Source organism: Streptococcus oralis subsp. dentisani, from assembly GCF_007475365.1.
In the GTDB taxonomy this organism is placed as follows: Bacteria; Bacillota; Bacilli; order Lactobacillales; family Streptococcaceae; genus Streptococcus; species Streptococcus mitis_AX.
Genome location: NZ_CP034442.1, coordinates 1081633 through 1105113, shown reverse-complemented (window position 1 = coordinate 1105113; position 23481 = coordinate 1081633). Strand labels below are relative to the sequence as shown.

20 protein-coding genes and 1 pseudogene are annotated in these 23481 nt (G+C 44.2%); 14 read left to right on the top strand and 7 right to left on the bottom strand.

What is annotated here, in order from left to right; translation table 11 throughout:
• Positions 1–19 precede the first annotated feature (19 nt).
• Both EJF26_RS05550 and treR read right to left on the bottom strand, forming a co-directional pair.
• Positions 20–5144 (bottom strand): annotated as a pseudogene (locus EJF26_RS05550) (SIALI-17 repeat-containing surface protein).
• A 253-nt stretch (positions 5145–5397) separates the two neighbouring features.
• A complete protein-coding gene (gene treR / locus EJF26_RS05545) occupies positions 5398–6111 on the bottom strand; it encodes a trehalose operon repressor (RefSeq protein WP_000760669.1) in 714 nt (237 codons plus the stop codon).
• Between the two features lie 184 nt (positions 6112–6295).
• Between treR and treP the strand changes: the two genes are divergently transcribed.
• The 12 genes from treP to yidD all read left to right on the top strand — a co-directional run bounded on the left by treP (position 6296) and on the right by yidD (position 16263).
• Entirely contained in the window at positions 6296–8263 is a 1968-nt protein-coding gene (treP, locus tag EJF26_RS05540) for a PTS system trehalose-specific EIIBC component (RefSeq protein ID WP_000514347.1), read from the top strand.
• Between the two features lie 63 nt (positions 8264–8326).
• Positions 8327–9952, top strand: a complete 1626-nt coding sequence (gene treC, locus EJF26_RS05535) for an alpha,alpha-phosphotrehalase (RefSeq protein WP_001162366.1) — start codon at positions 8327–8329, stop codon at positions 9950–9952.
• Positions 9953–10096: 144 nt separating this feature from the next.
• Entirely contained in the window at positions 10097–10342 is a 246-nt protein-coding gene (locus EJF26_RS05530) for a YneF family protein (RefSeq protein ID WP_000364986.1), read from the top strand.
• Positions 10343–10547: 205 nt separating this feature from the next.
• Positions 10548–11342, top strand: a complete 795-nt coding sequence (gene racE, locus EJF26_RS05525) for a glutamate racemase (protein ID WP_000370379.1) — start codon at positions 10548–10550, stop codon at positions 11340–11342.
• Positions 11300–12310 (top strand): nucleoside-triphosphate diphosphatase, encoded by a 1011-nt coding sequence (locus EJF26_RS05520; RefSeq protein ID WP_398575031.1) that lies wholly within the window; start codon positions 11300–11302, stop codon positions 12308–12310. The genes racE and EJF26_RS05520 overlap by 43 nt, the downstream gene beginning before the upstream one ends.
• Complete coding sequence (locus EJF26_RS05515; RefSeq protein WP_001118945.1) at positions 12286–12807, top strand: metallophosphoesterase; 522 nt, start codon at positions 12286–12288, stop codon at positions 12805–12807. The genes EJF26_RS05520 and EJF26_RS05515 overlap by 25 nt, the downstream gene beginning before the upstream one ends.
• Positions 12804–13265, top strand: a complete 462-nt coding sequence (cbpB, locus tag EJF26_RS05510; RefSeq protein ID WP_000560696.1) for a cyclic-di-AMP-binding protein CbpB — start codon at positions 12804–12806, stop codon at positions 13263–13265. Before EJF26_RS05515 ends, cbpB begins: the two co-directional genes overlap by 4 nt.
• A complete protein-coding gene (xerD, locus tag EJF26_RS05505; RefSeq protein WP_282185519.1) occupies positions 13262–13996 on the top strand; it encodes a site-specific tyrosine recombinase XerD in 735 nt (244 codons plus the stop codon). The genes cbpB and xerD overlap by 4 nt, the downstream gene beginning before the upstream one ends.
• Positions 13996–14724, top strand: coding sequence for a segregation/condensation protein A (locus EJF26_RS05500; RefSeq protein WP_000351919.1), 729 nt, complete (start codon positions 13996–13998; stop codon positions 14722–14724). Before xerD ends, EJF26_RS05500 begins: the two co-directional genes overlap by 1 nt.
• 18 nt (positions 14725–14742) lie before the next feature.
• Positions 14743–15312, top strand: coding sequence for an SMC-Scp complex subunit ScpB (gene scpB, locus EJF26_RS05495; RefSeq protein ID WP_000105286.1), 570 nt, complete (start codon positions 14743–14745; stop codon positions 15310–15312).
• Positions 15299–16021 (top strand): pseudouridine synthase, encoded by a 723-nt coding sequence (locus tag EJF26_RS05490; protein WP_001222209.1) that lies wholly within the window; start codon positions 15299–15301, stop codon positions 16019–16021. Before scpB ends, EJF26_RS05490 begins: the two co-directional genes overlap by 14 nt.
• Positions 16021–16263, top strand: coding sequence for a membrane protein insertion efficiency factor YidD (yidD, locus tag EJF26_RS05485; RefSeq protein ID WP_000821617.1), 243 nt, complete (start codon positions 16021–16023; stop codon positions 16261–16263). The genes EJF26_RS05490 and yidD overlap by 1 nt, the downstream gene beginning before the upstream one ends.
• A gap of 31 nt (positions 16264–16294) precedes the next feature.
• Here yidD and EJF26_RS05480 read toward each other — a convergent pair whose 3' ends face one another.
• The 4 genes from EJF26_RS05480 to EJF26_RS05465 all read right to left on the bottom strand — a co-directional run bounded on the left by EJF26_RS05480 (position 16295) and on the right by EJF26_RS05465 (position 20019).
• Entirely contained in the window at positions 16295–17266 is a 972-nt protein-coding gene (locus tag EJF26_RS05480) for a siderophore ABC transporter substrate-binding protein (RefSeq protein ID WP_000858280.1), read from the bottom strand.
• Between the two features lie 98 nt (positions 17267–17364).
• Positions 17365–18117 carry an iron ABC transporter ATP-binding protein gene (locus tag EJF26_RS05475; RefSeq protein ID WP_000764281.1) on the bottom strand — a complete coding sequence of 251 codons (753 nt, stop codon included), beginning with the start codon at positions 18115–18117 and terminating at the stop codon, positions 17365–17367.
• Positions 18114–19070 (bottom strand): iron chelate uptake ABC transporter family permease subunit, encoded by a 957-nt coding sequence (locus EJF26_RS05470; protein WP_001159843.1) that lies wholly within the window; start codon positions 19068–19070, stop codon positions 18114–18116. The genes EJF26_RS05475 and EJF26_RS05470 overlap by 4 nt, the downstream gene beginning before the upstream one ends.
• A complete protein-coding gene (locus EJF26_RS05465) occupies positions 19060–20019 on the bottom strand; it encodes an ABC transporter permease (protein ID WP_000777216.1) in 960 nt (319 codons plus the stop codon). The genes EJF26_RS05470 and EJF26_RS05465 overlap by 11 nt, the downstream gene beginning before the upstream one ends.
• Before the next feature lie 233 nt (positions 20020–20252).
• Here EJF26_RS05465 and pepA point away from each other — a divergent pair, with 233 nt between their 5' ends.
• Positions 20253–21317 (top strand): glutamyl aminopeptidase, encoded by a 1065-nt coding sequence (gene pepA / locus EJF26_RS05460; RefSeq protein WP_000209190.1) that lies wholly within the window; start codon positions 20253–20255, stop codon positions 21315–21317.
• 21 nt (positions 21318–21338) lie between these two features.
• The gene (locus tag EJF26_RS05455) at positions 21339–21635 is read left to right on the top strand and encodes a bacteriocin immunity protein (RefSeq protein ID WP_000840141.1); all 297 of its coding nucleotides are present in this window, start codon (positions 21339–21341) and stop codon (positions 21633–21635) included.
• A gap of 97 nt (positions 21636–21732) precedes the next feature.
• Here EJF26_RS05455 and EJF26_RS05450 read toward each other — a convergent pair whose 3' ends face one another.
• On the bottom strand, positions 21733–23364 hold the full coding sequence (locus EJF26_RS05450; protein ID WP_000026668.1) for a Na/Pi cotransporter family protein: 1632 nt from the start codon (positions 23362–23364) through the stop codon (positions 21733–21735).
• Positions 23365–23481: the final 117 nt, after the last annotated feature.

The window sequence follows — 23481 nt, the reverse complement described above, 5'->3', positions numbered from 1 at the left end:
GTTTTTGCGTGCTTAAAGGTCAGTTAGAGTCATCCTTTCTCCCTTTTAACATAAAAGTGGCTGTGAGGGCTAGGCTGAGGCCTGCTAAGAAGAGGAGTGGGTTGGACGCTTCTCCTGTTGCTGGAAGTTCTTCTTTAGGAGAATGATTTCCAGTTTTAGCAAGGTTAGAACTAGCTGAAAGTTGTTTAGTCTCGTGTGCCAAGGTTTCTGTATCTGAAGTACTTGGTTTTTCCTCTGTGTTAGAGGTTGTTCCAGTAGCTTGATAGACGACAGCATAGGTACTGAAATGATTAGTGATGAATTCTACCTTTCCGTCTCGAACGGTGAAATCAAGGGCTTGCAACTCCTTGGTCGGAGTGATGTAGTAGATATTTTCTACTCTAGCTGAAATAGGCAAGCGAACCAGAACAGAGCCTTTTGGCTGCAAGCTATGATCGGTTGGATTTTTAAGCTGTAGGTCGTAAGCATCATAGGTCTTGCCAAAGAGTTCTTGAGCTAGGACACGTCGGCTAGAAACGTGAGAAATTCCTTCTAAGTCGGCAACTCCACCGATAATTTCGACACCCGTCTTTTTATCTTTCAAGGTGCGTAACTGATACTCAGGTCGGATGAGGGTTGGAGCGGCCTGAACTCCACTAGTTCCGATAGGGTCAGTGTACTCAGGTTTTTCTACTATTGGAGCTTCCTCTTGACCTGCGGTTCCGATAGGTTCGGTGTATTCAGGAATTGTCACTGTAGGCGGTTCCTCTTGACCTGCGGTTCCGATAGGTTCGGTGTATTCAGACTTTTCAATAGTAGGAGCTTCCTCTTGCCCAGCAGTTCCGATAGGGTCGGTATACTCCGGAATTTCTACTGTAGGTGGCTCTTCTTGACCTGCGGTTCCGATAGGTTCGGTATATTCAGGTTTTTCAACAGTAGGAGCTGGTTCGTTCCCCTTGCTTGTAGTTGGCTGACTCTCGTCAACTTTCTTCTCATCATTTTTAGTAAAGACGGCTACGACAGGACTGCTTGTGGTATTTCCTTGAATGGTATAAGCTTCAATCGCTTTTCCAGTTTGTCGATCAGTAGCCTCAGGGATTGGGATTTGAACTTGATTGTCTTTGATAGCCAATAGGGTTTGCTCTCCACTTGTAACCAGATGTGTTTCATCTTCCTTGCGCAAAACCAGAGGATCTTTGACCCCAGGGAAGGTCACAGCGATGGCTTCCCAATCTCCAGCTGGTAGGCTTAAGGAAATGGTTTTGTCATTTTCCTTAAGAGGCGCGATGCCAGGGCTATCTAAACCAACAGCTGGAGCTTTGATGATATCAAAGGAGTCTAGAGAAATTTTCTTGCGACCTTCTGGCGAATCTGTGTCAACTTGTAATGTCAGTGTGTGCGGACCGTCAGTAAGATTTGTAAATTCGCCAATAAAGGCCCTCTTTTCAGTTGCACCTGAAGTGTAGAAGTCTAGACTTGGCATTTCTTTGCCATCTAGTGTCACACGCGCTCGTCCAAGCGCAAGGCTCTTCAAACCATAGATACGAATGCCCGTTCCTGTAAAGGAAATGGTTGCTTGAGCTTCTGAAGCTGTACCAGAGTCGCTGTTGTTGATGTCAGCGTATTTTTCGGTACCTCCGTAGAGTTCAGGGTCAGACCAGTCTTTAAACTGGGAACCATACTGGATACGAGGGTCGCGATCATCCATTTTTTCAATTGAATTACCTGTTCCTGCTAGGATCTTGAAGTAATCTAATGAAATTTTCGAGCGTTCACTTCCACGTCCTTTGTGCTCACGTTTAACACTAAGAGTCAATGTATGAGGTCCGTCAGACAATCCTGTAAAGCGACCGATGAGACTACCTTTTTCAGTTGCCCCAGCAGTATGGAAGTCAAGCTCGTCGACCTCTTTACCATCAATTTTAGCAGTGGCAAGACCTAGTTCGGACGATTTCAGTCCATAGATTTCAATACCAACGCCAGTGAAAGGAATGGTTGCAGTGATGTCTTGGTCTGTGTAGTCCCCTTTTGAAAGGTCAGCAAATTTCTCTGTTCCTCCAAATAATTCTGAGTCTGCCCAGTTTCCAAATGCAGCTCCGTACTGGATGCGGCTATCTCGGTCATCCATCAACTCGCTGTAGGTTTCGACATTAGCCTTTTCGGATACCTGTGTAGAAACTTCGCCCAGCATCGCCTTGACAGTATAGGTATAGGCGAGTTGAGGATCCAGCGATCGGTCAATAAAGTGGGTTTGATTGGTTACAAATTCTCTGCTTGCAGAGGTTTGGCCAGACGCGTCTTTCATGTGTCTTTGGATGACATAGTGGGTAGCGCCTTCTACTTGGTTGAAGGTGAGTTCGGCAGTGACTCCATTTTGTCGAACTGCTGTCAGACTGGTTACACGACCAGGGAAATGTTCAAAGGTAATGACATCACCTTTTTGTGTTGCCAGTTGGATGCGGCCATCTTTGAGGATAGTTGCCTTGACTGGTTTGCCATTGATCTTAACCTGACTGGCTTCGATATTTGGATAGTCTACAACTAGATCTCCACCGACATTTGAAAGGAAGGACAAGCTTTGAAGGTTTTTATCTTTCCACTTCATGCTGACTTCAAAGTTACCACGGGCAATCAAGCCAGAAACCTGACCGTCTTTCCAAGCATCTGGAAGGGCTGGCAATGGTGCAATATAGCCAGTATGAGATTGCAGGAGCATTTCTGCCATCCCACTGGTTGCTCCAAAGTTTCCATCGATTTGGAATGGTGCGTGGGTATCCCAAAGGTTTTCTAGGGTTGAATACTTGAGCTGTTCGGCGAGTAAACGATGGGCGCGGTTACCGTCTAAGAGACGAGCCCAGAGGTTGATTTTATTAGCCTTAGACCAACCAGTACCCCCATCTCCACGGTGGTTGAGGGTAGCACGCGCAGCCTCTAGGTATTCAGCTTGATCTTTGCTAAAGAGTGTACCTGGGAAGAGCCCAACTAGATGGGAAACGTGGCGGTGGTTGTTTTCAATGCCTTCGTTGGTGAATTGTGGGCTGTCTTCTTCGTACCATTCCTTGATGCGTCCTTCTTTATTGATGTGAAGTGGTTTTAGTTTGTCAAATTTAGCCTTGACCTCTGTGACTAAGTCTTGGTCGACATTCAGATGGTTGGCGACTTCCATGTAGTCGTGGAATAATTGCCAGACTAGCGACTGGTCAAAGGTGTTTCCGATGGTGATGGTACCGTGTTCTGGTGAGTAGGATGGAGAAGACACCCAACGGTCACTGGCCTGGTCATAGTGTAAGAAGGAGTTCCAGAACTTAGTGGTCTCCTTGAGCATTGGGTAAATCTTTTCTTTGAGATAGGTCTCATCCTTGGTGAACTTATAATAGTCATAGACATTCTGCATCATCCAAGCGTTAGCAGCTGGCGACCAACCCCAATAGTAATTCCAACCAGGAGTAGTCCAGCCAAATGGAGTTGCTTGAGTGTGGACCAGCCAACCATTTTCTTGTCCGTCTTTGGATTCGATGCCAGCGTATTCTTTGGCAGCGATACGACCATAATAGCGCATGTCGTCAATGTAATTGATCATTGGCTTGGCTGTTTCAGCAAGGTTGCTCATGTAGGCTGGCCAATAGTTCATTTGCAAGTTGACATTGAGGTGGTAGTCAGCGTTCCAAGGTGGATTGTCTACGGCATTCCAGACTCCTTGTAGGTTGGCAGGAAGGGCATCTGTCCGATCACGAGACGAACTGATGAGTAAATAACGTCCGTATTGGAAGAAGAGTTCTTCCAATTTTTGCCCTTTTTCTGGGTTATAGCCTTGAAGGGCCTCTTTTGTCGTTTGAGCAGTCTTGTTTCCGCCTAGATTTAGTTTAACGCGGTTAAAGAGACTTTGATAATCCTTGATATGGTCCTTTTTAAGTGTTTCGTAGTCTTTGGCCTTAGCTGCTTCTACAATACCCTTAACCGTTTTTTCGAGGTCAATGTCTTTTCGATAGTTGGTTTTTGGATTCTGAGCAAAGTTAGTCTTGGCACTGAGATAGAGGGTTGCATAGCTTGCGCCTGTAACGGTCAGAGTCTCATCCTGAACAGTCACTTTTCCGTCCGTTTTAATTCCTAGATAGGATGCAAATTTTAGGCCGTTATCTTTGACAGTTCCCTTTAGAAGGATTCCGTTTGCATCTGTAGTGACATGACCATTCTTATAGTTGGAATATTCCCAAGAGTAGTTGCCATTAGCAAGCAAGTCTTCTGTCAGGCTATTCCAAAGGGTAAAGTCAAGTGTCTTGTTTCCTTTTTTGGTCAAGTGGGTCACAGTGACATCATCAGGATAACTGGAGAAAGTTTCGCGTTTGAAGGTCGTCCCATCTTGGGTGTAAGAAGTTGTCGTAGTGGCTTCAGTGATATCCAAACCACGATGATAATCTGTTACAGTATCTAGTCCTTTTTTCTGGTTATTAAAGACCATAAAGATATCTCCAAAGGCTAGGTAACGTCCATACTGGGCGTTGTTTGGTCCAACTAGATTTTGTTCAGCTAGTTGTTTTGCTTTTTGGCGGTCACCAGCTTCGAGGGCTTTACGAATCTCAGCCAAGACCTTGTAGCGCTCCTTGTAGTTTCCTCCGTTATAGTCGGTGCTATCGGGTTGTGGTCCTCCTGACCAGAGGGTCTTTTCGTTGTACTGGATTCTCTCTTCCCCAATGAGTCCGAAAACCTTGGCTCCCATTTCTCCGTTTCCGACAGGAAGGGCTTGTTTTTCCCATCCATCATAGGAGGGAGCTGTTGGTTGATCGTAGTTGAGTTGATAGTTTTCTTGCTTTGTCACCGGCTGATCTGCTTTTTCAGGTTCCTTATTTTCTTTAGCTTCTACAATGGCTTCTTCACTAGCTTGACTATTTGTCGTCTGAGTCTCGTTAGCTGGCTTGCTTTCGGGAACTACGGGATTCTCGGCTAGAGACGGATTTGTAGTTTCAGTAGCTTCATCTGCTTTGGGTTCACTATCAGGCTTAGTGATAGTTTCGACAGAGCTTGGTTCAGTTTGCTTGACCTCAAACACTGTCTGCAGCTACAGTGTGGTTGATTAGAAAAATAGCTCCCAGTAAAACAGAAGCAGTCCCAACCGTCAGCTTGCGGATGCTATAGCGACAGGATTTCTCCCAAAAGTGTTTTTTCATAAAACCCTCCTTTGTTTATCTGAAATCGCTTACATTACATGAAGCAGTTTCGTTTATTTTGTTTCTATTTATCTCCTCACCTCCCATTCTAATGGTCGTTTAGCATTTGTCAAGAGCTTTTTAATAAGATACATATTTGCTGTTGTTTTTTCTTAAAATAGTAGAATAAGTAGCAAGCAGTCTCTCTTTTCCAACTATCAACTCCTTTATTTACTACTAAAAAACAGTTGAGAGTATCCCCAACTGTAAGTGTTTATTTCGGATTTCTTTTGGCGAAGTCAACAAAGTGAAATTTTTCTAATTTATGGCGACTTTTGGTGAACTGAAATTGGCGACCGTCTTGGAGATAGACTTTTGACTTGATTGAAACGACATAAGGGTCTTTGCCAATATCCATGAGAATCTTGTCTCGGTCACTGGTGTGGTCAATGGTAATTTCCTTCTGAGCATAATCAATAAGGAGTTTGAGATCGTCTTCTATATAAGAATAGATAGACTGCTCAGCAATTTGGCGAGTGAGATTTGGGATCAGTTCCATATCCAGATAGTCCGTATCTAGAACGGATACTAGGTCATCCACCACACGCTGGCGGACCACCTTCCAAACCATACGAAACTCAGGAAAACCAGTTATCAGTGAGGATTTTTTATCGATAATGATCTTGTCCAGACTGACGACATTGGTTTTCGAGCGAAGTCCAAGTTCCTGGACCAGTTCTTGGTAGCTGGTTAGGTTAGAGACAGGGAAATTGACCGTTTCTTCTTTGACGACTTGAGAACCTTGTCCCCTTATCTTTTTGATTAATCCTTTCTCTTGGAGTAGGGACAGAGCTTTTCGGACGGTGTCACGGCTCACATGATACTGCTTCATGAGTTCGTGCTCGCTAGGAAGAAAATCTCCGATAGCGTAAGTCTCGTTTTGAATGGTTTCTTGGATTTGCTTAAATAGTTGTTGGTATTTCTTCATTTTACTTCCTTAAATGGGTTTTTAGTCTAGTTTGACGGACAGCTGTATCTATTTTACCATACAAGTGCCAAAAAAATTACAAAAAGATCCTCTTTTTTCAACAAACAAGTTGCCTACAAGTTTGGTATCGTTTACAATAGAGCTATCAAGTCAAACTTGCTTTGACAAGTATAAGGAGAATCAAATGGGAAAATTTGAACAAGAAGCCAAGGATCTGCTTCAGGCGATCGGAGGTAAGGAGAATGTCACTGCCGTAACTCACTGTGCGACACGGATGCGCTTTGTTCTCGGAGACGAAAAGAAGGCCAATGTCAAGGTCATCGAGTCGATTCCAGCCGTCAAAGGGACCTTTACAAATGCGGGTCAATTTCAGGTAATCATTGGAAATGACGTGCCGATTTTTTATAATGATTTTACAGTTGTTTCAGGCATTGAGGGTGTTTCCAAAGAAGCAGCCAAGTCGGCAGCCAAGAGCAATCAAAACCTGGTCCAACGTGTCATGACCACTCTGGCGGAGATTTTTACACCGATTATTCCAGCCTTGATTGTCGGAGGATTGATCCTCGGTTTCCGTAATGTCTTGGAAGGTGTTCATTGGTCGATGTTGGATGGCAAGACCATCACAGAATCCTCTCAGTTTTGGTCAGGTGTCAATCACTTCCTCTGGTTGCCTGGTGAAGCTATCTTCCAGTTCTTACCAGTAGGGATTACCTGGTCTGTTTCTCGTAAGATGGGAACCAGTCAAATTTTGGGAATTGTTCTCGGGATCTGTTTGGTTTCACCTCAGTTGCTCAATGCCTATGCAGTTGCCTCAACACCTGCATCAGATATTGCTACAAACTGGGTTTGGAATTTTGGCTACTTTACTGTTAATCGTATCGGTTACCAGGCTCAAGTTATCCCAGCCTTGCTTGCAGGCTTGAGTCTGTCTTATCTTGAAATTTTCTGGCACAAGCATATCCCAGAAGTCATTTCGATGATTTTTGTACCTTTCTTGTCATTGATTCCAGCTTTGATTTTGGCTCATACTGTCTTGGGACCAATCGGTTGGACAATTGGGCAAGGCCTCTCCGCAGTTGTCTTGGCAGGTTTGACTGGTCCAGTTAAATGGCTCTTCGGTGCGATTTTTGGTGCCCTCTATGCTCCATTTGTCATCACAGGTCTGCACCACATGACCAATGCCATCGATACACAATTGATTGCGGATGCTGGTGGAACTGCCCTCTGGCCAATGATTGCTCTTTCAAACATTGCCCAAGGTTCAGCCGTATTTGCCTATTATTTCATGCATCGTCATGATGAGCGTGAGGCTCAAATTTCACTTCCTGCAACCATTTCAGCCTATCTCGGTGTTACAGAACCAGCCCTCTTTGGGGTCAATGTCAAATACATCTATCCATTTGTAGCTGGGATGATCGGTTCAGCCCTTGCGGGCATGTTGTCCGTTACTTTCAATGTAACGGCGGCTTCTATCGGTATCGGTGGTTTGCCGGGTATCCTCTCTATTCAACCTCAATACATGCTGCCGTTTGCAGGAACTATGTTAGTTGCTATTGTTGTTCCAATGCTCTTGACTTTCTTCTTCCGTAAGGCAGGCTTCTTTACAAAAACAGAAGATGATACAGCCTTGCAAGCAGAATTCGTTGCCCAAGAAGAAGCGGAATTTGTGACTCATGAACCAGTAACCCTTGCTCCAGTAGAGATTGTCAGCCCACTTGCTGGTCAAGTGAAAGAATTGAGTCAAGCGACGGATCCTGTTTTTGCATCAGGTGTCATGGGACAAGGTCTAGTCATTGAACCAAGCCAAGGCGAGTTGACTTCTCCAGTCAATGGGACAGTGACGGTTCTTTTCCCTACTAAGCATGCCATCGGTATTGTCTCTGATGAGGGGGTAGAATTGCTCATCCACATCGGTATGGATACAGTAGGTCTTGATGGCAAAGGTTTTGAAAGTCTTGTAGCCCAAGGAGACCACGTCACAGTTGGTCAGAAACTGATTCATTTTGATATGGATGTCATTAAGGCTGCAGGTTTCGTGACAGAAACTCCTGTTATCATCACCAATCAAGATGCTTATACAGCGACCATCACTGGAACTTATCCAACAACTATCCAAGCTGGGGAAGCTCTCATGGTCGCTACACGAATCTAATTAAAATAACACAAACAGGGAAGGAACATAAGTTCCTCCCTTTTATCAGAAAAGGAGAAACAGATGGCACTTGATAAAGGAAAAGTAGTCTATCAAATCTATCCAAAATCATACAAAGACACCACTGGAAATGGTATTGGGGATTTCCGTGGGATTATCGAAAAAATTCCCTATCTAGCCAAACTGGGCGTTGATATGGTCTGGCTCAATCCGTTCTATCCAAGCCCCCAACGGGATAATGGCTACGATATTTCAGATTATATGGCAGTAGATCCTCTTTTTGGTGATATGGCTGATTTTGAGGAGATGGTGCGTGTCGGTAAAGAACACAAGATTGACTTTATGCTGGATATGGTGCTCAATCATTGTTCGACAGAACACGAATGGTTTCAGAAAGCCCTAGCTGGCGACCAGTACTACCAAGACTTTTTCTTCATCCAAGACCAACCGACAGACTGGCAGTCTAAGTTTGGCGGCTCTGCCTGGGCACCTTTCGGGGATACAGGGAAATATTACCTCCATCTCTTTGATGAGACCCAGGCTGACCTTAATTGGCGCAATCCCAATGTCCGCAAGGAGCTTTTCAAGGTTGTTAATTTCTGGCGAGACAAGGGGGTCAAAGGTTTCCGATTTGATGTGATTAACTTAATCGGCAAGGATGAGGTTTTAGTGGATTGTCCTGAAAATGAAGGAAAGCCAGCTTACACAGACAAGCCCATTGTTCATGACTATTTGCGCATGATGAATCAAGCCACTTTTGGATCAGACGATAGCTTTATGACAGTTGGGGAAATGTCCTCGACAACCATGGAAAACTGTGTCCTCTATTCGTCACCTGAACGTCAGGAATTATCCATGACCTTTAATTTCCATCATCTCAAGGTGGACTACAAGGATGGGCAGAAGTGGACTTTAGCTCCCTTTGATTTCGAAGAGTTGAAAGGTCTTTACCATAGCTGGGGCAAGGAAATGAGTGACAAAAACGGCTGGAGCGCCCTCTTTTGGAACAATCACGACCAACCACGTGCCTTGAACCGTTTTATTGATATTCAAAACTTCCGTAATGAAGGGGCGACCATGCTGGCTGCCAGCATTCACCTGTCACGTGGGACACCTTATATCTACATGGGCGAGGAAATCGGGATGGTTGACCCTGATTATGATTCGATGGATGATTATGTGGATGTAGAGTCGCTTAATGCTTACCAGATGCTCTTAAAAGAAGGGAAAAGTCAGGAAGAAGCCTTCCAGATTATTCAGGCTAAGTCTCGTGATAACTCACGAACTCCTATGCAGTGGGATGCTTCGGAAAATGCAGGTTTTACAAAAGGAACTCCTTGGCTGAAGGCAGGAAAATCCTACCCTCACATCAACGTAGAAAATGAAATCCAAGGCCCAATTTTCGCCTTCTACCAAAACTTGATTCGACTTCGTAAGGAAATGCCGATTATCTCAGAAGGAAGCTACAAACCAGCTTTTGAAGACAGTAAGCAAGTCTATGCCTTTGAACGTCAGTATGAGGATGAAAAATTACTGGTCCTCAATAACTTTTATGCCACAGAAGTGGAAATCGACTTGCCAGTGGTCTACCAAAATGGACAAATTTTGCTTTCTAACTATGAAGATGTAGAAGTATCAGAAACAATTCTTCTAAAACCTTATCAAACACTGGCTATTTATGTAAATTAAACGCAGCAAGGAGCTCTCTTTCATCGAAATGAGGAGCTCCTTTTTTGTCGCCTATTGCCCTTCTTGAAAGCGTAAAACAAACTAGTCAGGAAAGTCACTTTATGGTATAATATAGAAGACTCAAAAAGAAACAGGAGAAAAAGAATGGATTTACTTTTAGCAATTGTCTTGATTGTGCTAGCTTTTCTAGGAGGAGCTCTTGGAGGGATGTACTTGGTTCGTAAGCAAATCGAAAAAGAATTTGCGGACAACCCACGTTTGAACGCTGAGGCAGTTCGTGCTCTCTTGAGTGCAAATGGTCAAAAACCAAGCGAAGCCAAGGTACAACAAGTTTACCACCAAATTATCCGCCAACAAAAAGCAGCCCTTGCTAACAATAAAAAGAAATAAATAGGAAAAGTCTGGGATGAAAGTTCCAGACTTCTCACTATGTTCAATAGTTCTCAAGGATAAGACTTTTTCCTTGCATTCTATTGATATTTGATTATGATTAAAAGAGAGGCAGTTGACATTTTATCAAGCTGTCTATCCGTTCATTTAGGACGAGTAATCATGATGAACTATCAATCAGAAAAAAGACTAGAAAGAAGACTGTATGGATAATCGACCAATTGGTTTTTTGGATTCGGGTGTTGGTGGCTTAACCGTTGTTCGTGAGCTCATGCGCCAGCTTCCCCATGAAGAAATCGTCTATATTGGAGATTCGGCACGGGCGCCCTATGGTCCCCGTCCTGCTGAGCAAATCCGTGAATATACTTGGCAGTTGGTCAACTTTCTCTTGACCAAGGATGTCAAGATGATTGTCATTGCTTGCAACACTGCGACTGCGGTCGTCTGGGAAGAAATCAAGGCCCAACTAGATATTCCTGTCTTAGGCGTGATTTTGCCAGGAGCTTCGGCAGCTATCAAGTCCAGTCAAGGTGGGAAAATCGGGGTCATTGGAACACCCATGACGGTCCAATCAGACATCTATCGTCAAAAAATCCATGATCTGGATCCGGACTTACAGGTGGAGAGTTTGGCCTGTCCCAAGTTTGCTCCCTTGGTGGAGTCTGGTGCCCTGTCAACCAGTGTAACCAAGAAAGTGGTTTATGAAACCCTGCGTCCCTTGGTCGGCAAGGTGGATAGCTTGATTCTGGGTTGTACCCATTATCCGCTCCTTCGCCCTATTATCCAGAATGTCATGGGACCAAAGGTTCAGCTGATCGATAGTGGTGCAGAGTGTGTACGAGATATCTCGGTTTTGCTTAACTATTTTGAAATCAATCGTAGCCGAGATGCGGGACCTCTTCAACATCGTTTTTACACAACAGCCAATAGCCAAAGTTTTGCCCAAATTGGAGCAGAATGGCTGGAAAAAGAGATTCATGTGGAGCATGTAACTTTATGACAAACAAAATTTACGAATACAAGGATGACCAGGACTGGTATGTCGGTGTCTGGGATGTCTACGGAGGCATCTATAGCCTTATCAAAGATCCTCTTGAGCTTGATTTTATAGATTTAGCGCGGATTTTTCGTGACGAGGAAAATGGCTTTCCGATTACGATAACAGTGATGCGCTGGTCTTCTAACTTTCGTCTGCTCTCCTTTATCGTTGAGATTTTAAATGCCGAAGCAGGCCACAATCTAGAAGTCATCCAACGTCAGGGAGCTCTGCTCTTGGTTGAAAATGGAAAGCTTTTGCATGTTGAATTGCCTAAAGAAGGAGTCGATGTAGAAGCCTTCTTTGAAACTAGCAAGGTTAGAGAAACTCTGCTCATTGCGACTCGTAACGAAGGCAAGACCAAGGAATTCCGAGCTATCTTTGACAAGTTAGGCTACGACGTGGAAAATCTCAATGACTATCCAGATCTGCCTGAAGTAGCCGAAACTGGTATGACCTTTGAAGAAAATGCTCGACTTAAAGCAGAAACTATTTCCCAATTAACAGGCAAGATGGTTTTGGCAGATGATTCTGGTCTCAAAGTAGATGTCCTCGGTGGCTTGCCAGGTGTCTGGTCAGCCCGTTTTGCTGGTGTGGGAGCAACTGACCGTGAAAACAATGCCAAACTCTTGCACGAATTGGCCATGGTCTTTGACCTCAAGGACCGTTCGGCTCAATTCCACACAACCCTAGTCGTAGCTAGTCCAAACAAGGAAAGCTTGGTGGTTGAAGCTGACTGGCCAGGTTATATTAACTTTGAACCCAAGGGGGAGAATGGTTTTGGTTATGATCCGCTCTTCCTTGTGGGAGAGACAGGTAAGTCAGCAGCTGAATTAACCCTTGAAGAAAAAAATAGCCAATCTCACCGCGCCTTAGCCGTTAAGAAACTTTTGGAGGTATTTCCATCATGGCAAAGCAAACCATCATTGTAATGAGTGATTCCCATGGCGATAGCTTGATTGTGGAAGAAATTCGTGATCGCTATCTGGGGAAAGTCGATGCCATTTTTCACGATGGTGACTCTGAACTCCGTCCAGACTCTCCGCTCTGGGAAGGCATCCATGTCGTCAAAGGCAACATGGACTTTTATGCTGGTTATCCAGAACGTTTGGTGACTCGACTTGGTCCGACCAAAATCATCCAGACCCATGGACACTTGTTTGATATCAATTTCAACTTTCAAAAGTTGGACTACTGGGCTCAGGAAGAAGATGCCGATATCTGTCTCTACGGTCACTTGCATGTACCAAATGCTTGGATGGAAGGCAAAACGCTCTTTCTCAATCCAGGCTCCATCAGCCAACCACGAGGAACCATCAGAGAATGTCTCTATGCCCGTGTGGAGATTGATGACAGCTATTTTAAAGTAGACTTTTTGACACGTGATCATGAGGTTTATCCAGGCTTGTCCAAGGAGTTTGCTCGATGATTGCCAAGGAATTTGAAGCATTTTTACTGGAGCAGGAAGAGACTTTTCTTACCCCCGCTGAGAATCTAGCAGCCTTGATTGATACCCATAATGCTGATCATGCGATTTTAGTGTTGAGCCAAATCACCTATACCCGTATCCCTGTTGTGACCTTTGACAAACGCTTTGTTGGAACCATTGGGCTGAGAGACATTTTGGCTTATCAGATGGAGCAAGGTTTGACGGATGAGCAGATGGCAACGACAGACATCGTCAATATGACCAAGACAGATGTGGCAGTCGTCGCTCCAGACTATAACATCACTGAAGTCCTCCATAAACTGGTGGATGAACCCTTCTTGCCAGTGGTAGATGATGAAGGAATTTTCCAAGGAATCATCACGCGCAAGTCCATCCTCAAGGCCGTTAATGCTCTCTTACATGACTTTAGTAAGGAATATGAGATTCGATGCAAATGAGAGATAGGATTTCAGCCTTTTTAGAGAAAAAGCAGGGCTTGTCTACCAATTCAAAGCAGTCTTACAGGTATGATCTGGAGCAATTTTTAGATATGGTAGGGGAGCGGATCTCTGAGACCAGTCTCAAGATTTACCAAGCCCAGCTAGCCAATCTAAAAATCAGCGCCCAGAAGCGAAAACTTTCGGCCTGTAATCAATTTCTCTACTTTCTCTATCAAAAAGGAGAAGTGGACAGCTTTTACCGTCTGGAATTAGCCAAACAAGCTGAAAAGCAGACTGAAAAGCCAGAACTGTTAGACCTAGAGTCTTTTTGGCAGGAAAGTAATTATCCAGAGGGACGCTTGCTGGCGCTTCTTATCTTGGAAATAGGACTCTTGCCAAGCGAGATTTTAGCTCTTAAAGTTGCAGATATCAATCTGGATTTTCAGGTGTTGCGAATTAACAAGGCTTCCCAACAGAGGATTGTCACCATACCCACGACCTTGATTCCAGAGCTAGAACCCTTGATGGGGCAGACCTATCTCTTTGAAAGGGGAGGGAAAGCCTATTCTCGTCAGTGGGCCTTTCGTCAGCTGGAGTCCTTTGTCAAGGAGAAAGGTTTTCCAGCCTTATCCGCTCAAGCCTTGCGGGAACAGTTCATTCTAAGACAAATAGAAAACAAGGTCGATTTGTACGAAATTGCAAAAAAACTAGGATTAAAAACAGTCCTGACCTTAGAAAAATATAGATAATGGATATTAAATTAAAAGATTTTGAAGGGCCCCTGGACCTGCTCTTGCACCTGGTTTCTAAGTACCAGATGGATATCTACGATGTGCCCATTACGGAAGTTATCGAACAGTATCTAGCCTATGTCTCAACCTTGCAGGTCATGCGTCTGGAAGTGACGGGCGAGTATATGGTCATGGCTAGTCAGCTGATGCTGATCAAGAGTCGCAAGCTTCTTCCAAAGGTAGCAGAAGTGACAGATTTGGAGGATGATCTGGAGCAGGACCTTCTCTCCCAAATCGAAGAATACCGCAAGTTCAAGCTCTTGGGTGAGCACTTGGAGGCTAAGCACCGAGATCGGGCCCAGTACTATTCCAAAGCGCCGACAGAGTTGATTTACGAGGATGCGGAGCTTGTGCATGACAAGACGACCATTGACCTCTTTTTGGCTTTTTCAAATATTCTAGCCAAGAAAAAAGAGGAATTCGCTCAGAATCACACGACCATCTTGCGGGATGAGTATAAGATTGAGGATATGATGGTCATCGTAAAAGAGTCCTTGACTGGACGAGAACAGTTGCGCTTGCAAGATTTGTTCAAGGAAGCCCAGAATGTCCAAGAGGTCATTACCCTCTTTTTGGCGACCTTAGAGTTAATCAAAACCCAGGAACTGATCCTCGTTCAAGAGGAGAGTTTCGGAGATATCTATCTCATGGAAAAGAAGGAAGAAAGTCAAGAGGCACAAAGCTAGACTTGATAGAGAGGAAAGATGAGTACTTTAGCAGAAATAGAAGCGCTCTTGTTTGTAGCAGGTGAAGATGGGATTCGAGTCCGTCAGTTGGCTGAACTCCTATCGCTTCCCCCGACAGGTATCCAACAGAGTTTAGAAAAATTAGCCCAAAAGTATGAAAAAGACCAAGAGTCGAGTTTGTCCCTGATTGAGACAGGGGGAGCTTACAGATTGGTGACCAAGCCTCAATTTGCAGCGATTTTAAAGGAATACTCCAAGGCGCCCATTAACCAGAGTTTATCTCGGGCGGCCCTTGAGACCTTGTCTATCATTGCCTACAAGCAACCCATCACGCGGATAGAAATCGATGCTATCCGTGGAGTCAACTCGAGTGGGGCCTTGGCAAAGTTGCAGGCTTTTGACCTAATCAAGGAAGACGGAAAAAAAGAAGTGTTGGGCCGCCCCAACCTCTATGTGACTACGGATTATTTCCTAGATTACATGGGAATTAACCATTTGGAAGAATTACCAGTGATTGATGAGCTTGAGATTCAAGCCCAAGAAAGACAATTATTTGGTGAAAGGATAGAAGAAGATGAGAATCAATAAATATATTGCCCACGCAGGTGTGGCCAGTAGGAGAAAAGCAGAAGAGCTGATCAAGCAAGGCTTGGTGACGGTTAACGGTCAAGTGGTACATGAACTAGCGACGACTATCAAGGCAGGTGACAAGGTCGAAGTAGAAGGCCAACCTATCTACAACGAAGAAAAGGTCTACTATCTGCTTAACAAACCACGTGGAGTGATTTCCAGTGTGACAGATGACAAGGGCCGCAAGACTGTTGTGGATCTCTTGCCAAATGTAAAAGAACGCATTTACCCAGTTGGACGTTTGGACTGGGATACATCAGGTGTCTTGATTTTAACCAATGATGGGGACTTTACAGACGAGATGATTCACCCCCGTAATGAGATTGACAAGGTCTATGTCGCGCGTGTTAAAGGTGTGGCTAATAAGGACAATCTCCGCCCCTTGACCCGTGGCCTTGAGATTGATGGCAAGAAAACCAAGCCTGCTGTCTATGAGATTCTCAAAGTGGATCCAGTAAAAAATCGCTCAGTAGTGCAGTTGACTATCCATGAAGGACGCAACCATCAGGTTAAAAAGATGTTTGAAGCCGTCGGTCTTCAAGTGGATAAGTTGTCTCGGACACGTTTTGGACACTTAGACTTGACAGGTCTTCGTCCAGGAGAATCCCGTCGCCTTAATAAAAAAGAAATCAGCCAACTACACACTATGGCTGTAACCAAGAAATAATGAAACGAATCTTAATAGCGCCAATACGCTTTTACCAACGTTTTATCTCACCAGCCTTTCCACCCTCTTGTCGCTTTGAGCCGACTTGTTCCAACTACATGATCCAAGCCATTGAAAAGCATGGTTTCAAGGGTGTTCTGATGGGCTTGGCTCGAATTTTCCGATGCCATCCTTGGTCGAAAATAGGCAAGGATCCTGTGCCAGATCACTTTTCACTCAAACGAAATCAAGAAAAAAAATAACCCAACATCACCTGATGTTGGGTTTTCTTGCTTATTTCAAAGCTTTTTGAGCGTCTTCAATCATGAGTTTAGTTGATTCAAGACCGCCACCGCTTAGATACCAGAGGTCTGGTGTTAGTTGGATAATTTTACCATTTTTAGCAGCAGGAGTTTCAGCGATGAGGGCATTTTCTAGGACGCCATCGTTGCTAGAGTTGTCCCCACCAATGGCAAGGGTACGGTTGATGACAAAGAGGATGTCAGGATTGATTTCTTTCACACTTTCAAAGCTGACTTCCTGACCATGGCGTGAGTCTTCAAATTTGGTGTCAGTTGGCTTGAATTTTAAGGTTTGGTACAAGAAAGAGAAACGAGATTGGGCACCAAAGGCAGCCATTTTTCCTTCGTTAAGGAGGATAGCAAGGGCTTTTTTGTCAGAACTTTCGTTTTTAGTAGCGACTTCTTGGATGCTCTTGTCTAGGTTAGCTGATTCTTCCTTGGCTTTCTGTGTACCAGTTTCGCCAAAGGCAGCAGCTAATGATTGGATGTTGGTTTTAGTTGAAGTCCAGTAGTCTTCTTTTCCTGTTTCAAAGAGGACGGTTGGAGCGATTTCTTTGAATTTGTCTACGAATTTTTGGGTACGTGGTGAAGCGATAATTAGGTCTGGTTCAAGAGCAGCAATGGCTTCTAGGTCTGGCTCAACCATGGAACCCACATTGTTGACATTTCCCGCAAGATCTTTTAGGTAAGTCGGAACAGTTTTTGTAGGCATTCCGACGATATTCTTTTCAAAACCTAAAGCGCGAATAGTATCCGCAGCACCGAGGTCAAAGGTCACAATCTTTTCAGGAACCTTTGAAAGTTTGACCTCATCTAGTGAACTTTTAATGGTTACCTCTGTTGGAGCAGAGCTACTTGTCTCTGTCTGGCTAGTGCTTGAGTTTGCATTTGTACTACATGCACCAAGTAAGAGCAAGAAGCTAGCCACTAGGGCAGTAAGATAAAGTTTAAGGGATGTTTTCATGATTTCTCCTTTTTAAAATGTGATAACGATCTAGGGAGTCTCTTAGATAGGCTTGTTAGCTAAGAGACAGTGGGTTCTCTAACATGAGTTCAGAATAGCTAGCTATAGATACAGATCTTTTTGCCATTGATATCAGCCAGCGTGATGGGAATCTCATAAAGTTGACTGAGCAGGTCAGCCTGCATGATTTGAGCAGTCGTTCCCTTGCAAAAGACTTGGCCGTCTTTAAAGGCAACAATTTCATCCGCATACTGGCTGGCCATGTTGATATCGTGGAGGACGATGATAATGGTCTTACCGAGTTCTTCCACCAGTCGTCGAAGAATCTGCATCATGCTGACACTTTGCTTGATATCGAGATTGTTGAGCGGTTCGTCTAGCAAGATAAAGTCTGTATCCTGAGCTAGTACCATAGCGATAAAGACACGTTGCAACTGTCCACCAGACAGGCTATCGATATAGCGGTCTTTTAAGTTGGTCAGTTCCAGATAGTCCAGAGTTTCTCGGATTTTTTCCCAGTCTTCTGCCTTCAGTCGACCATGGCTGTAGGGAAAACGTCCAAAGCTGACCAGTTCTTCAACGGTCAATTTGGCTTGGTAATTGATCTTCTGCTTTAGGATAGTCAGTTCTTTAGCTAGTTCTTGCGAATTCCAACTCTCGATTTCACGGCCTTTGATACTGAGAATTCCCTGATCCTTCTTGGTCAGTCTGCTCATAATGGAGAGGAGAGTTGATTTTCCGGCACCATTTGGCCCAATGAAAGCTGTCAGTTTCTGAGGACTGACTTCAAGGGAAATGTCTTGCAAAATATCCTGTTTTTGAATGGATTTGTCAATGTTTTCCAGTTTCACCGACGCGCCCTCCTGTAAAGTAAGATAAAGAATAAGAAGCCACCCACACTCTCGATGATCATACTGATGCGAATTTCTAGTGCAAAGACTCGTTCGATGAGGGCTTGCCCTAAGGTCAAACTAATAAATCCAATCAGAATGGCTACGATAAAGAGCAACTTGTGCCGATAATCTTTGACGATTAGGTAGGTGAGGTTGGCCAGCATAAAGCCGAAGAATGCCATAGGCCCTACCAAGGCAGTGGCTGTTGAGGTCAAAAGCACGATACCCCAGAGGAGTTCTCTCTGTTCTTTTTCAATATCGAGTCCCAATATCTGAGCTGTTTCTCTTTGCAGGTGCAAGACATCCAGAATGACTACTTTTCGGAAGAAAAAGATTGTCAAGGCGAGGATGATCAAAGAACCGACGGCTAGGATGGAAGTGTTGAGATGCTGAAAGGAAGCAAAGAGACTGTTTTGTAGTTTATCGTATTCATTTGGATCCATCAGGACCTGAAGGAAGGTACTGATATTTCGAAAGAGACTTCCGAGGGCTAGGCAGATTAGCAAGATGAAGACCAGATCTTGCTTCATCAGCGTCTTCAAGTAGCCTTGTAAGGCGAGAAAGAAGAGAGATTGAAGCAGAAGCAAGACTAGAAAATCTAAGACAGGCGACTTCCCAAGCTGTAGAAATTTGCTTTCAAATATCAGTAGCAGGGTTTGTAGCAAGACATAGAAGGATTCGATTCCCAAAATACTTGGCGTCAGGAAGCGATTTTCCATCAGGGTTTGAAAACTAATGGTCGAAATCCCTGTCGCGATGGCTACCAAGAGATAAACGATGATTTTTTGGGAACGCAGCTTCCAGGCAAAGGCAGACAGCTGGGTGATGGGCCAAAAGTAGAGGAGACAAGCTCCGATGGCCAGAATAATGAGAAGGCAAAAGAGCTTGGTATGTTTGCTTTTAAACTGCATCTTTTTGTCCCCCTCTCCATAGAAGTAGGATAAAGACGAGGCTACCGATGATTCCTAGCAAGAGACTGACAGACAGCTCATAGGGCCGAATCAAGACACGAGAGAGGATGTCGCAGGCTAGGACCAGATTGGCACCGACCAGTGCGACGACGAGTTTGGTTTGACTCAGATTATCTCCATAGCGCTTGCGGACAAGATTGGGAACGATGACCCCGAGAAATGGCAAGGCACCCACGGTAATCATGGTGACACTTGTCGTTAGCGCCACTAGAAAGAGGGCCAGCTTTTCAAGTAGGGAGTAAGAAATGCCCAAACTCTCACTGGCTTCCTTGCCTAGATTCATGATGGTGAAGGTTTGGGATGATTTCCAAACGGCTATCAGGATGATGAGGCCTAAGAAAAGCCACTCATACTGATGGGTCTGAATCATGGAGAAGGAGCCCTGGGTCCAGGCCGTCATACTCTGAACCAGATTGAAACGATAGGCGATAACTTCTGTGATAGACCCAATAATCCCACTATAGATGATCCCGATCAGAGGCAACATCCACCTTTCCTTTATAGAAAAAATAGTCATAAAGGCCAGGAAGAAGAGGGTAAATAAAATGGATGATCCAAAAGCAAAGAGCATCTTTTGGGTCAGACTCGCAGACGGAAAGACAAAGAGGCTTAACACCATTCCCAGTTTAGCGGCTTCGGTTGTTCCGACTGTACTCGGAGCAGCAAACTGATTTTGGGTGATGGTCTGCATGAGTAGTCCCGCCATACTCATACTAGACGCTGCAAGGAGAATACTGATGGTTCTTGGAAGACGCGACTCTTGAAAGAGAAGCCAAGTCTGTTGGTCAAAAGCAAAGAATTTTTCCCAAGAAAAATCACTGGTTCCAATGGTAATGGAGAGAAAGACTAGGAGTAGAAGTAAGCCTGTTAAAATATGAGAGAGTTTCATGCCCCGTCCTTTCCTGTAGATTTGGTATAAAAATACCCTTGGAGATAATGTAGCATGATTTCTTTAATCTGTCAATAAATATTCTGACAATTTAATGTAAAAATAAGGAAAACTTCCTGAAATAAGTGCTAGTTCCCTCTTTTATAGGGTAAACTTGTAAAACCCAATCCACCTTCCCACTATCCTTCTCCTATAAAAAGTGGTAAAATGGAGGACAGAAAGAAGGAACTGATATGACAACATTATTTTCAAAAATCAAAGAAGTAACAGAACTTGCTGCGATCTCAGGTCATGAAGCACCTGTCCGTGTCTATCTTCGTGATAAGTTGACACCGCACGTGGATGAAGTGGTGACAGATGGCTTGGGTGGTATTTTCGGTATCAAGCATTCAGAAGCTGCCGATGCGCCGCGTGTTTTGGTCGCTTCTCACATGGATGAAGTTGGTTTTATGGTCAGCGAGATTAAGCCAGATGGTACTTTCCGTGTGGTTGAAATCGGTGGCTGGAACCCTATGGTGGTCAGCAGCCAACGCTTTAAACTCTTTACTCGTGACGGTCGTGAAATTCCTGTGATCTCAGGTTCTGTCCCTCCACATTTGACACGTGGAACAGGTGGACCAACCATGCCAGCTATCTCTGATATCATTTTTGATGGTGGGTTTGCGGACAAGGCTGAAGCAGAAAGTTTTGGCATCCGTCCGGGTGACACGATTGTCCCTGATAGTACAGCTATCTTGACAGCCAATGAAAAAAATATCATCTCTAAAGCTTGGGACAACCGCTACGGTGTTCTTATGGTTAGCGAACTAGCTAAAGCCTTGTCAGGTCAAAAACTGGGAAATGAGCTCTATCTTGGTTCTAACGTCCAAGAAGAGGTCGGTCTTCGTGGTGCTCATACTTCTACAACTAAGTTTGACCCAGAAGTCTTTCTCGCAGTTGACTGCTCACCTGCTGGTGATGTTTACGGTGGCCAAGGTAAGATTGGGGATGGAACCTTGATTCGTTTCTATGATCCAGGTCACTTGCTTCTCCCAGGGATGAAGGATTTCCTTTTGACAACGGCTGAAGAAGCGGGCATCAAGTACCAATACTACTGTGGTAAAGGCGGAACAGACGCTGGAGCAGCTCATCTGAAAAATGGTGGTGTCCCATCTACAACCATCGGTGTCTGCGCTCGTTATATCCATTCTCACCAAACTCTCTACGCGATGGATGACTTCCTAGAAGCTCAAGCCTTCTTGCAAGCCTTGGTGAAAAAATTGGATCGTTCAACGGTTGATTTGATTAAAAATTATTAAGCATAAGGGAAGGTGGTCGGGATGGCAGAACCAAACCTAGAAAGCCTTATAAAAGATCTCTATAACCATGCTCGTCAGGGCTTGAGTGAAGATTTAGTTGCTGCTCTCCTAGAGACTGCTAAAAAACTACCTACTACAAATGAGCAATTACTAGCAGTCCGACTCTCAGGACTTGTCAATCGTGAATTGCTCACTAATCCCAAACACCCAGCACCTGAATTGATCAACTTGGCGCGCTTTATCAAAAGAGAAGAGGCCAAGTACAGGGGCACTGCAGTCTCTGCTATCATGTTTGGTGAACTCTTTAAAATGCTTTGATTCCATTGTGGATCAAAGCATTTTTCTATATGGTTGAAAAGACATGCTTGATTAGGAGACGAAAAAAGCCATCCCATTCAGGATAGCTTTTTGGTCATTAGATTTGTTCAGCGATGACCTTTTCAGCCAAGTTCATAGCGTGGTCAGATACACGAGTGTAGTGGGAAATGATGTCGATAAAGTTGACCCCAGCTTGTGTTGAACACTCACCCTTGTTAAGGCGTTTGATGTGGGTCTTTCTGAGAACACGTTCCATATTGTTGATTTCTTTATGGCGTTCAATCAGACTTTGAGCTTTTTCAATATCGTTATTTTCCACACTATCAAGGGCATCTTTGATAAATGCAGTAGTTTTTTGATAGATATCAGCTAATTCCTCTAGAGCAGCTTCAGAAAAATGAACATCTTTGCGTTGGAGGTAGTCTGTTAGGTTGAGCAAGCCTTCTGCGTGGTCCCCAATCCGTTCCAAATCACGAGATGAATCCAGAATGTTAGTCAACACTTCGCTTTCCTTTTGGCTCAAGGATTCGCTTGAGAGTCTGATGAGGTAACGAGTGAGTTTTTCATCGATGGTGTTGATGGCTTCCTCTGTCTTGTGCCCTTTTTCAGCTACCTTTTCATCCAAACCGATGATATAGGTATAAGAGAGGTCGAAAGCTTTGGCTGCATAGTTCCCCAAGTGCAAGAGTTCTTTTTTAGCATTTCCGAGAGCGATAGAAGGAGATTGCTGGATAAGTTGTTCGTCGAGATAAAGGGGCTCGTACTTGACAACCTCGTCTTCACCAGGGATGAGCTTGGTTACAAAGTAGGCCAAGGCTCCGATGAACGGAAATTGTACAATGGTGTTACTTACGTTAAAGGCACCATGAGAGAAGGCAATCGTCATCTCAGGTGAGAGGTGAAGGAGTGCCTGGAAGTACTCGATCATAGCAGTAAAGGGGCCTAATAAGATTAAGCAAAGAATAGTTCCTAAAACGTTAAAGGTAACGTGGGTTGCTGCAACGCGTTTCGCAGAGACATTGGCTCCAGCTGCTGCAATGATAACGGTTAGGGTTGTCCCAATATTATCCCCGAAGAGAACTGGTAGTGAACCTTTAAGGTCAAGGAAATTACCTGCATAGAGACCTTGCAAAATCCCAATTGTAGCCGAGGAAGCCTGGATGAGGACGGTAATCACTGCACCAGCTACCACTCCTAAAATAGGATTTTGCCCCAAGGTTACCATATATTCCTTGAATTGTGGTAAATCTTTAAGTGGGCTCATACCGGCACTGATGAGGTTGAGGGCGTAGAAGATTCCCCCGACACCAAACAGGATGCGCCCGATATTGTTTGCTGTTCTGTTTTTTGTAAAGAAGAGGAACATGGTTCCAAGGAAAATCAAGGGCAAAGCATACTCACCCAATTTGAAACCGATGATAAAGGAAGTAACAGTGGTTCCAATATTGGCTCCCATGATAATTCCGATAGCTTGTCTAAGAGTTAGAAGACTAGCGCTGACCAGCCCAACAGTGATAACTGTAACCCCTGTGCTTGACTGAATGAGAGCAGTTACGACAATCCCGACTAGAACACCTAAAAAGGGATTGCTGGTGTACTTGTCAATGTAAAAACGAAGGCGATCTCCAGCAGCTTGTTGCAAACCATCTCCCATGGTCTTAATGCTGTATAAAAACAGTCCTAGACCTCCTAAAAAGTGAAATAAAATTTCCTGCCAATTAATGGACATTTCTTTTTCCTCCGAAAAATAATCGCGGAATTTCTCCTATTCTATTTTAAAGGATAATAGGAAATCCCACAAGTGTTTTCTTGATATTTTAGTAAGAAATCGCTAACTTTTTTAAAT